This window comes from Mesorhizobium sp. M1A.F.Ca.IN.022.07.1.1 (assembly GCF_003997575.1).
Lineage (GTDB): Bacteria > Pseudomonadota > Alphaproteobacteria > Rhizobiales > Rhizobiaceae > Mesorhizobium.
The window spans coordinates 1-9764 of sequence record NZ_RZST01000225.1 but is presented as its reverse complement, the minus strand read 5'-3'; the positions used below and the strand labels follow the sequence as shown (position 1 = coordinate 9764).

Annotated in this window: 12 protein-coding genes; 4 read left to right on the top strand and 8 right to left on the bottom strand. The window is 62.9% G+C overall.

The window, feature by feature from the left end; all coding sequences use genetic code 11:
• The 7 genes from EOA75_RS22165 to EOA75_RS22135 all read right to left on the bottom strand — a co-directional run.
• Window positions 1-641: dihydropteroate synthase (locus EOA75_RS22165; RefSeq protein ID WP_127325155.1), on the bottom strand; the 641-nt coding region annotated here is incomplete at its 3' end.
• Between the two features lie 141 nt (window positions 642-782).
• Window positions 783-1877 (bottom strand): methylenetetrahydrofolate reductase, encoded by a 1095-nt coding sequence (locus tag EOA75_RS22160; RefSeq protein WP_127243229.1) that lies wholly within the window; start codon window positions 1875-1877, stop codon window positions 783-785.
• The gene (locus EOA75_RS22155) at window positions 1874-2473 is read right to left on the bottom strand and encodes a methylenetetrahydrofolate reductase C-terminal domain-containing protein (protein WP_066999668.1); all 600 of its coding nucleotides are present in this window, start codon (window positions 2471-2473) and stop codon (window positions 1874-1876) included. Before EOA75_RS22155 ends, EOA75_RS22160 begins: the two co-directional genes overlap by 4 nt.
• Window positions 2466-2768: a virulence factor gene (locus tag EOA75_RS22150; protein WP_066999671.1), complete on the bottom strand. Its 303-nt coding sequence runs from the start codon at window positions 2766-2768 to the stop codon at window positions 2466-2468. The genes EOA75_RS22155 and EOA75_RS22150 overlap by 8 nt, the downstream gene beginning before the upstream one ends.
• A 135-nt stretch (window positions 2769-2903) precedes the next feature.
• Complete coding sequence (locus EOA75_RS22145; protein ID WP_095825679.1) at window positions 2904-3686, bottom strand: formyl transferase; 783 nt, start codon at window positions 3684-3686, stop codon at window positions 2904-2906.
• A 114-nt stretch (window positions 3687-3800) separates the two neighbouring features.
• Window positions 3801-4376 carry a DUF4893 domain-containing protein gene (locus tag EOA75_RS22140; RefSeq protein ID WP_127325154.1) on the bottom strand — a complete coding sequence of 192 codons (576 nt, stop codon included), beginning with the start codon at window positions 4374-4376 and terminating at the stop codon, window positions 3801-3803.
• Window positions 4377-4543: 167 nt separating this feature from the next.
• Window positions 4544-5173 carry a DUF1638 domain-containing protein gene (locus tag EOA75_RS22135; protein WP_095825677.1) on the bottom strand — a complete coding sequence of 210 codons (630 nt, stop codon included), beginning with the start codon at window positions 5171-5173 and terminating at the stop codon, window positions 4544-4546.
• A gap of 56 nt (window positions 5174-5229) precedes the next feature.
• Here EOA75_RS22135 and EOA75_RS22130 point away from each other — a divergent pair, with 56 nt between their 5' ends.
• Window positions 5230-5367: an entericidin A/B family lipoprotein gene (locus EOA75_RS22130; protein ID WP_019858698.1), complete on the top strand. Its 138-nt coding sequence runs from the start codon at window positions 5230-5232 to the stop codon at window positions 5365-5367.
• A gap of 83 nt (window positions 5368-5450) precedes the next feature.
• On the opposite strand, the gene EOA75_RS22125 is transcribed toward EOA75_RS22130, so the two are convergent.
• Entirely contained in the window at window positions 5451-6149 is a 699-nt protein-coding gene (locus EOA75_RS22125; RefSeq protein WP_066999684.1) for a B12-binding domain-containing protein, read from the bottom strand.
• Between the two features lie 281 nt (window positions 6150-6430).
• Between EOA75_RS22125 and EOA75_RS22120 the strand changes: the two genes are divergently transcribed.
• The 3 genes from EOA75_RS22120 to EOA75_RS22110 all read left to right on the top strand — a co-directional run bounded on the left by EOA75_RS22120 (window position 6431) and on the right by EOA75_RS22110 (window position 9620).
• A complete protein-coding gene (locus EOA75_RS22120) occupies window positions 6431-8005 on the top strand; it encodes a trimethylamine methyltransferase family protein (RefSeq protein WP_066999687.1) in 1575 nt (524 codons plus the stop codon).
• A gap of 89 nt (window positions 8006-8094) precedes the next feature.
• Window positions 8095-8784: a hypothetical protein gene (locus EOA75_RS22115; RefSeq protein ID WP_127325153.1), complete on the top strand. Its 690-nt coding sequence runs from the start codon at window positions 8095-8097 to the stop codon at window positions 8782-8784.
• Between the two features lie 104 nt (window positions 8785-8888).
• On the top strand, window positions 8889-9620 hold the full coding sequence (locus EOA75_RS22110) for a dienelactone hydrolase family protein (protein WP_127325152.1): 732 nt from the start codon (window positions 8889-8891) through the stop codon (window positions 9618-9620).
• The last annotated feature ends 144 nt before the right edge of the window (window positions 9621-9764 follow it).

Sequence of the window (9764 nt, the reverse complement as noted above, 5' to 3'; positions counted from 1 at the left end):
ACCTTGAGTTCCTCGCGCAGACGGCGCAGCAGTGCGAACACCTGGCGGCCGGCATCGCCCAGCGCGCCGATCGGCATCACCAGCGGATCGACGACGACGTCATGCGCGGGAATGCCGTGATCGGCGCAGCGCTCGACGATCTTCTTGGCGACCGCGAAGCGGACGTCCGGATCCATCGAGATGCCGGTCTCGTCATTTGAGATGGCGACGACCGGAACGTTATATTTCTTGATCAGCGGCAGGATGGCTTCAAGCTTCTCTTCCTCGCCGGTGACGGAGTTGACCAGCGGGCGCCCCTTGGCGACCTTCAGCGCCGCCTCGATCGCGGCGGTCACCGAAGAGTCGATCGACAGCGGCAGATCGACCAGGTTCTGCACGATCTCCAGCGTCTGCACCAAAAGCGCCGGCTCGGTCGCATTGGGGTCGACGGCAGTGACGCCGGCATTGACGTCGAGCATGGTGGCGCCGCAGGCGGCCTGTTCCAGCGCATCCTTGATGACGGTCTCGAAGTTGCCGGCCACCATCTCGGCGGCCAGCTTCTTGCGGCCGGTCGGGTTGATGCGCTCGCCTATCACGCAGAAGGGCTGATCGAAGCCGATGACGATTTCTCGGGTCGCCGAGGCGACGATGGTGCGGGTCATGCAATCTCTCCGTCGGGATATAAAGAGTTCTTTATATCGTTATCTGGTCTTGTTCAAGCGGACGGGTGCCGGCCGCGCCTTGGACTTTAAGTTCATGTATGTCGTTGCCCCAAACCGGTTCTCACTTTTGGGCGACATACATCAATGCGCGGTCTTCACCATGTCGACCTGGGTTTCGGTAATCTCGTCGTGCAGTATGTGGTCGAGCCGCTCCGCGACGATCTGGTCGTCGCGACGGATCTCCCGTTTCCAGGGCTGGCGGCCTTTCAGCACGCCGGATTCATCGACGATCTCGGCGACATACTCTTCCTGGCGGTAGGCCATCACATGGACGCCGGCGACGCCCGCAATTTCCTTCACCTCGTTGATGATGTCGATGCAGAGCTGCTTGCCTTCCTTCTTCTGGTCCTGCGCGCCTTCGAGCCGCTTGATCACCGCATCGGGGATATGGATGCCCGGCACGTTGGAGCGGATCCATTTGGCGGTCTTGGCAGAGGCGAGCGGCCCGACGCCGCACAGGATGAAGACTTTTTCGGTGTGGCCGAGGTCGCGCGCCTTTTGCATGAAGGTTCGGAACATCGGCACATCGAAGCAATATTGCGTCTGCACGAATTGCGCGCCGGCGGCGATCTTCTTGCCGAGATGGATGGGACGGAAATCGTAAGGCGGCGCGAAGGGGTTTACGGCAGCACCGAGGAAGACCTGCGGCGGCGTCGTCAGCTTGCGGCCGGACAGGAACTTGCCGTTGTCGCGCATGATGCGGATGGTTTCGAGCAGCGACATGGAATCGAGGTCGAAGACCGGCTTGGCGCCCGGCTGATCGCCGGCCTGCACGCCGTCGCCAGTGAGGCAGAGCATGTTGGCGACGCCCATTGCCGCCCCGCCCAGCACGTCGCCCTGAATGGCGATGCGGTTCTTGTCGCGGCACGCGATCTGCATGATCGGGGCGTAGCCCATGCGGGTCAAAAGCGCGCAGATGCCGACCGACGACATGTGGCAGTTGGCGCCGGAGGCGTCGACCGCGTTGATGGCGTCGACCCAACCGTCGAAGATCTTGGCTCGGTTGTAGACGTCTTCAGGGTCGGCGCTGTCGGGCGGGTTGAGCTCGGTCGTCACCGCGAACTCGCCGCGGCGCAGCACGCGCTCCAACCGACCGCGCGACGAATGGCCGGGCAGGGGATCGAGCGGCAGGTGAACGCCGGCCGGGTTCTCGTCGCGCTGGTGGCGGATGCTCATGCTGAAGCTCCGGGGTTCTGCGGGTTCTGGGCGGCTTCACGCGCCGCGGCCGCCTGCGCGGTCACCCTGAGCCAGGCCGAGGTTTCGCGCAGCGACTGATCGACCGGCTTCTGCACGGTGAGGATTTTGTCGCCATGCTTCATGTTGCGGGAGCCTTCCCAGGCCTTGACCCAGACGCAGGGCATGTCCGGCTCGACCTCGCAATTGCCGTTGGCGCGTACGCCGCCGCAGGGGCCGTTGCGCAGCTGCTTCGGGCAGTTCATCGGGCACGACATGCCAGTGGAGGAGAGCACGCACTGGCCGCACATGCGGCAGTCGAACATGAAGCCCTTGACGCGTTTCTCGACGAATTTCACCGGCGCTTCGACGCGGCCGTAGCCGATGCCCTTCCACAAAGGATGCAAGAGCAGGAAGACATCGGCGAACCTGCCATAAAACCATTCGAGCAGTCGCGAATGGCGGATGGACCACAACCTCACGGCAAAAGTGCGCTGAACGCGGCGTTGCGGCGACACGTCCGCAGGCTTGTAGTCGGACTTCGGCGCCGCCTTCTTGACCAGGGTCGCCTGGGTGACCGCCGGCTGCTTCTCAGACATTTTCTTTCCCGCCAGCCTTGACCAGAGCGACCAGCCGCTCGCGGTCATATTTCGTATCGAGTTCCTGGTAGGCCTTCTCGACCTCGGCTTCGATGTCGTCGCCGACCGGAACCGGATCGGCCTTACGCCATTCGGCGAGGTAATCGTCGGTGCCGCCGGCGCCGGTGCGCATGGCGCACATGTCGATCGCCTCGGTGAAGCGCAGCGGCAACTCGCGCTTGGCGTTCTGCCGGCCTTTCTTGACGATGACCTGCGCAGGGATATCGCGCCAATAGACGACGATCAGATCGGCCATGAATTCTCAACTCCTCGATGTTGGGAGCATTGCCGCATGCGCCCTTGTGCCGCTTGTTATGGGACGACGCGCGCGCCTTCAAAAGCGACGCTGGCGATGACGCAAAGCGAGTGCTGAATTTCCGACGCCGGCAGATTACCAGACGCGCTTCGTCAGGCCGGTCCAGAGGTAGGACCAAATCGTCGGGTGAAACCACTGTTTCGAGGGCAGGCCGGGATCGATCGTCGTAAGTTTTCCCGCCAGCGCCTCGGCCACTGCCTGGACGCAGATGTCGCGGGAAAATGCCGCCTGCCGCAGCGCGTAGCTGGCGATGGTGTCGCCGCGTTTCGACTTGCCGCGCGCCTGCTTCAGCACTCCGCCGGTGTCGACGCCGGCATCGACCAGATGCACAGTGGTGCCGAAATTCCCTCGATCACCGGAGGCCAGCGCCCAGTAGCCGCCATTCATGCCACGATATTTCGGGGCAATGCCGGCGTGATAGTTGAGCACCGGGCAAGGCATCTTCGCGAGCATATTCCTCGACAGCAGCCGGCAGCCGGCGAGGAGCACGACGCCCGGCCCGATCTTCTCGATCGCCTGAAGGCATTCCGGACCGTTGGCGGAAGGCACATGGATGATCGTCTGGGTCGGGCGAGGTTCTGTCTCGAGCTTTTCCTCGGCAATCAGCCGTGCAGCATGGCCGGCAAAGAACCGCTTGCCAAGCCTGGTCAGCACCATCGTGCCGAGCTGGCCGATGGCCGAGATCCAGCCCTGGCGGCGGGCGCGGCCGAGCAGCAAACGCTTTTTTGATTCAGGGGTTTCGAGGATGACACTCACAGGGCCGACGCGATCGGCGATGGCGTTGACGATTGCCCAGATATGCGGACCGCCTTCGGTGACGACAACAGTCCGCCGCGGACCGGATTCCGACGTTGCCATGGCAAGCACCCGCTCTCAAAGTCGGGCGCATGCTAGGGAGAGCGGGTTAACCCTTAGTGAGCCAATGGTCGCGCATGATCCTGGTCCGAAAACTCTGCAACTTTTCGGGCTCAGTCAGCGCTTGAATTCCATGATGTCGAGCTTCGATTCATAATAGGGCGCGGGGAATTCGATGCGCCACTCGGTGGCACTGTTGCGGAAGGCATAGCCCACTTGGTCGCTTTCGGCGCCGCTGCCATAGGGCTTGGCCTTTTCGTCATTGACCGAAAACGAGCCGAGATAGATGGCGCGCTTCTCACCGTCGTCGAAGAAGCGACCGGTGGTGCGCTGCGAGCCGCTGATCTTCTGCAGCCGCCAACCCGAGCCGTCCCCGGTGACCTTACACTTGAACCAGCCATAGATAACTAGCGGGCTCAAGCCGCCGGCCTTGATGGTGCGACATTTCCAGTTGCCGGTCAGATCCTTGTCGGAGAAAGCGACCAGCGGCTTGGAGAGCAGCGCATCGAGTTGCTTGACCTCAGCCGGATCGCCGGCCTTTGCCTCTTCGAGAGCCGCCTTGCGCGTTTCGCCATATTTATCCAGTCGCGCCTTGTCTGCGGCGGTGATCAGCTTCTGCAACTCGCCGTCGGCATAGGCGGGCAGGGCGAAGCCCATAAGGCAAAGGGCGGGAAGCAGCAGGGGAGGGATCATGGGGGGTTTCCGAAACGGGGGGTGGGATAGCTGTTTGGTCGGCTGGGGGCACAACTTACCCGTTCGCAGGCCGCTGTCATCCGGCTTGCCAGCGGAGGCGAGGGGGCTTCGTCTGCAAGTCGATCGTCCGTTCCGCTGGCCGCCGTTGAAGCAGCCCTGCTCGAGCCTCAAGCGTTGGCTGCCGCCCGCGCCAGTTCGCTCGTCAGATCGCCATAGCCGGTCGAGCGGCGCTCGTAGGCGAGGCCGAGCATGGCGGCGGCTTTCTCGGCAACCTTGTCGAGATCCGGATCGTCGGTTTGCGCGAGATAGATCAGCTTCTCGTAATTGCCGAAATAGTCCTTGATAAGCTCGGGATGCCTGTCGAGCCCGAGCGGCTTGATGAAGAAGGCGTCGAATTGGCGACAGAGGAAGTCGGTCATGTAGAACGACATCATGTCGCCGTCGGCGACCTTCGCATAGGCATCCATGCCCTGGTAGAAGGCGAAGCAATGCGGGCCGGCCATGCGCTCCACGCCATGCTTCTCGATCACGTGGTCGAGCATGCCGCCGGTGCCGCAATCGGCATAGCCGACGAAGATGTGGTTGTAGCCTTCCGCTTTGGCCTTTTCGATGGCCTTGTCCATGGCCGGCGCGATGCGGTCCGGATAGAAGTGGAACTCGGCCGGCAGGCAGGTCAACTCAAGGTGATCGAGCTTTAGCTGTTGCTTGACGGCCAAAACTTCGCGCGCAATCATCCCGCAGGCGATGACGAGCAGCCTGTCTGTTTGATTCGGTTTCGTTTTTTGCGTTTTGACCATGAACCAGTCGAGCCGGTTTTCGCTGCGGGGCTAATTATCTGTTGAGGGAGACACCCATGAAACTGCTACGCATCGCGCCGATTGCCATCCTTGCCTGCGCGCTTGCACTCACCGCCTGCGCCAACACCATTCGAGGCGTCGGCAAGGACGTCAAATCGACGGCGAGGGCGGTCAAAGACACTGTCGCCAACTGATCGTTCAGCCTCATCATCATCTGGGAACAAAAAAGCCGCGCTGCAAGGCGCGGCTTTTTTCGATCCATCCTGATGCCCTGGGATCAGGCGGAAGCGCGAACGTTGTGCTTGCGCTTCATGAAGTCCTTGGCGGTCTCGACCGCCACCGCGGCATCGCGGCAATAAGCGTCGGCGCCGACGGCCTTGCCGAATTCCTCGTTGAGCGGCGCACCGCCGACCAGCACGACGTAATCGTCGCGAATGCCCTTTTCCTTCATCGTGTCGATGACGACCTTCATATAGGGCATGGTCGTGGTGAGCAGCGCCGACATGCCGATGATGTCAGGCTGATGCTGCTCGATCGCTTCCAGATATTTCTCGACCGCATTGTTGATGCCGAGGTCGATGACATCGAAGCCGGCGCCTTCCATCATCATGCCGACGAGGTTCTTGCCGATGTCGTGGATGTCGCCCTTGACGGTGCCGATCACCATCTTGCCCTGCTTGGGCGCGCCGGTGGCGGCAAGCAGCGGGCGCAGGATGGCCATGCCGGCCTTCATGGCATTGGCCGAGAGCAGCACTTCCGGCACGAACAGGATGCCGTCGCGGAAATCTTCGCCGACGATGCGCATGCCTTCGACCAGCGCCTCGGTCAGCACCGTGTAGGGCTGCCAGCCGCGCTCAAGAAGGATATGCGTGCCTTCCTCGATCTCTTCCTTCAGCCCGTCATAAAGGTCGTCATGCATCTGCTGCACGAGTTCCTCGTCGGAAAGCTCGGAAAGGATGATCTCGTCGTCGGACATTTTTTCCTCGGGCTCCTTGCTGCTCGGAATGCTTGCTGCAGCTCAAAAATCGATGCGCCAATACCTAACCCGCGAGGGCAAGGTAGCCATAGCTGATTTGCGACTTCCCGCAAAAGGAAAGCGACTGAAAAGTTGGCGGTTTTCTTGTCGATTTTGCGACAGGCGTTGGCGCTGGCGGGCCGTTTCCAATAGGGTGCATGGCTACGATCCGGAAAGAAGCGGCGGCGAACCGGCCGCCAGCCAATTCAGGCCCAAATCTAAAATCTATAGGAAGAACGATCATGAGCGATAACGCGGCAGTCGAGCAGGAAGCGTCGGGCGGACGACGCGGACGCGGCGCCAGCGGCGGCGCGGCGGCCAGGCGCGCGGCGCGCGCAGGCGGCGGTCCGGGCACCCAGCTCACCTATATCAAGCGCAAGATCAACGTCTACGAGGTCCTCGACGAGGAAGGCCTGGCGCTGATCGAGAAGAACACAGACACGGTGCTGGAAGAGATCGGCATCATCTTCCGCGACGACGCCGAGGCGCTCGCGCTGTGGAAAGAGGCCGGCGCCGATGTGAAAGGCGAGCGCGTGCATTTTCCCAAGGGGCTTTGCCGCTCGCTGCTCAAGACCGCGCCTTCGATCTACACCCAGCATGCGCGCAATCCGGAGCGTTCGGTGCAGATCGGGGGCAAGGGAACGGTGTTCGCGCCGGTCTACGGCCCGCCCTTCGTGCGCGACCTCGACGGCAACCGCCGCTACGCAACGCTTGAGGATTTCCAGAATTTCGTGAAGCTCGCCTATATGGCGCCGTCGATCCACCATTCGGGCGGCACGGTATGCGAGCCGGTCGACGTGCCGGTCAATAAGCGCCATCTGGATATGGTCTATTCGCATATCCGCTATTCGGACAAACCGTTCATGGGCTCGGTGACGGCGCCGGAGCGGGCCGAGGACACCGTGGCGATGGCCAAGATCGTGTTCGGCGAGGATTTCGTCGAGAACAACACGGTGCTGACCAGCCTGATCAACGCCAACTCGCCGATGGTGTTCGACGAGACCATGCTCGGCGCGCTGAAAGTCTATTCGCGCCACAACCAGGCCTGCATTGTCACGCCGTTCATCCTGGCCGGCGCGATGAGCCCGGTGACGGTTGCCGGAACGCTGACGCAGATCCTGGCCGAGGTGCTTGCCGGCGCCTCGTTCACGCAGCTGATCAGGCCCGGCGCGCCGGTGCTGTTCGGCACTTTCGCCTCGTCGATCTCGATGCAGTCGGGCGCGCCGACTTTCGGCACACCGGAACCGTCGCTGGTTTCCTATGGCGCAGCGCAGCTCGCCCGCCGGCTCGGCCTGCCGTTCCGCACCGGCGGCTCGCTCTGCGCCTCGAAGGTCCCGGATGCGCAGGCGGCCTATGAGAGCGCCAACACGCTGAACTCGACCATCCTTGCCGGCACCAACTTCGTGCTGCATTCGGCCGGCTGGCTCGAGGGCGGTCTCGCCTCCTGCTACGAGAAATTCATGATGGACATCGACCAGCTCGGCATGACGCAGAAATTCGCCGAGGGCGTCGACCTGTCGGAGAACGGCCAGGCGATGGACGCCATCCGCCAGGTCGGTCCGGGCAGCCACTATCTCGGCTGCGACCACACGCAGGCGAATTTCCAGACCGCCTTCTACCGCTCCAACATCGCCGACAACAATTCCTATGAGCAGTGGCTGGCCGAAGGCGAAAAGACAGCGCCGCAGCGCGCCAACGAGCTCGCCCGCCGCTGGCTGGAAAGCTACGAGGCACCGCATCTCGATCCGGCGATTGACGAGGCACTGAAGGATTTCATCGACAGGAAGAAGGCCTCGATGGCCGACGCCTTCACTTGAAAGGAGCCCGAGTCAGGCCGGGCTAAAGTCGCCAACATCATCCATAAGGAAGTCTGGCGGAGCGCGTTCTCCGACCCGGACAAGAAGGGATGACTTTTTCGCGCGGCACGATCGAAGGGACCGCGGCCGCGCTTGCCGCCCACGGCCTGATCCTTCGGGGCGGCTTTCGCTTCGCTAGTGACGAAGCCGTGCCTGCGGGGCTTTCAGGCGCGCCTGCGAAGTCCGCCCTCTTGGTTGGGCAGGCCGGCGCCGCACCCTGGCCGCACTTCCAGCGCGGGCTCGGGCAGCGGGCCAGCGGGATCGTCAACCCGCTCGACACCTGGTCGCGGGAGGTGATCGGCGCGGTGGCGCAAGCGTTCGGCGCTCGCGCCGTGTCGCCCTCCGACAGGCCCTATCTGCCGTTCCAGCAATGGGCGATGCGGGCGGAAGGGTTGAAGCCGTCGCCGCTCGGCATCCTCATGCATCCGCAGTATGGGCTCTGGCATGCCTATCGCGGCGCGCTGCTGTTCGAGGAAGAGATTTTCCTCCCCGAACCTCAAGAACCGATTCATCTCTGCGACACATGCGTCGAAAAACCCTGCATGAATTCCTGTCCGGTCGATGCCTATTCCGAGCAGGGTTTTGCCCATGAAGCCTGTCTTGGGCATGTGCGCGGCCCCGGAGGCGGCCTGTGCCGCACGAGCGGCTGCCTCGACCGCAACGCATGTCCCTACGGGGCGGACTATCGCTATCCGCCAGAGGTGCAGGCCTTTCATATGGCGGCCTTTGCTCGGCTGTAAGATGAAGGCCAACCGCACGAAATCTTGAACGCCAGGCTCCGGGATTGTCTTGCCGGGCCGCTCCAGCCGGATATCTATCGCGCGGACAGACGACGGAGAGCAGCATGGCCAAGCAAGAGATCGAGATCGAAACCCGGGACGGGAAGGCCAAGGCCGGGCTGTTCCGACCGGCGGCGGCGGCCAGGGCCGGCGTCATCCTCTACATGGATATTTTCGGCCCGCGGCCGACGCTCTACCATATGGCCGAACGCCTCGCAGGGCATGGCTATGCCGTGCTGGTGCCCGATCTGTTCTATCGCAGCGTGCCCTATGGACCGTTCGACCCTAAGACTGCGTTTGCTGAGGATAAGACCAGGGCTCAACTGACGGCGCTGAGCGGTGGCACCACGCAAGAGATGACCATCCGCGACAGCGCGGCCTTCCTCGATGCGCTCACTGCCGAAGGCCTGGACGGGCCGGTCGGCGTCGTCGGCTATTGCATGGGCGGCGCTCGGGCTCTCAATGCCGCCGCGGCCTATCCCGACCGCATTGCTGCCGCGGCCAGCTTCCACGGCGGCAATCTGGCAAGCGATGCGCCCGACAGCCCGCACCGGAAGGCGGCGTCGATGAAGCCACGCATCTACGTCGGGGTCGCCGGCGTGGACCGCAGCTTTCCGCCGGAGCAATCAGCCCGGCTGGCAGAGGCGCTCAGGGTCGCCGAAGTCGACCACACGATCGAGAACTATGTCGGCGTCGGTCATGGCTGGTGCGTCAAGGACCACAGCGTCTATGACGAAGCGGGCGCCGAGCGCCATTGGAAGCGGCTCATCACGCTGTTCGCCGAAACCTTGGGGTAGGGTGCGGAGGCTGCCGCAAAAAAATCTTTCCATCGCCCCAAGGAATCGCCATTAGCCTTCGTCCAACAGGCAAATGACGGCGATGATGCTGGACGACAGCGAAGCCTCCGATGCCGAGTTGGTCGGGCGGGCGAGGGGCGGAGA